Raw genomic sequence first — 615 nt, 5'->3', positions numbered from 1 at the left:
CCCTGATACAATCTACCACCACTATTTGAATATTCACCTTCAGCATTTTCTCGAACAATCACAAAATCAATATCTTCGCCAGTAAACCGACAAGACACACCTTTCAATAATTTTACCGGTCGAAAATTAATGTACTGTTTAAACCTCTTACGGATTGGCATGATCAGTTCCCATACTGTTACATCATCAGGTACTCGCTTATCGCCAATCGCTCCAAATAATATCGCATCGTACTTTTTTAATGTATCTAATGCGTCTTCGGCCATCATTTTCCCATGCTTTAAGTAATACTCACTACCCCAATCAAAAGTATCAAATTCAAGTTTAAATGAAGGGTCTAACTTTTTAAGCAACTCTAGTACTTCAACTGCCTCATTCACTACTTCAGGCCCTATTCCATCTCCAGGTAAAACCGCAATCCGCTGACTTGTCATTAATACCACTCCTCGTAAAATAAGTTTAATCATTTGCTCATTTAACTTCATAGATATCTTTCAGGTAGTCGGGTAAAATGTTCAATTCTATCTCTTAGCTCCAACCTACCAGTTTATTAAAACCTTTTATAACATTCCATCATGTACCCCATTGCTTTGGATCAAATAGTATGTGCGGGCC

General features: G+C 37.4%; 1 protein-coding gene. It reads right to left on the bottom strand.

Features of this window, described 5'->3' with window-relative positions; all coding sequences use genetic code 11:
- Positions 1-434 (bottom strand): isocitrate/isopropylmalate family dehydrogenase (locus J0N78_RS25545; protein WP_247747546.1); only part of this gene is annotated, 434 nt, incomplete at its 3' end.
- Between the last annotated feature and the right edge of the window lie 181 nt (positions 435-615).

The organism is Alkalihalobacillus sp. BA299, from assembly GCF_017745675.1.
In the GTDB taxonomy this organism is placed as follows: domain Bacteria; phylum Bacillota; class Bacilli; order Bacillales; family Bacillaceae_F; genus Alkalihalobacterium.
Note: the sequence above shows the minus strand (reverse complement) of the source record. Positions and strands in the feature narration are given on the sequence as shown.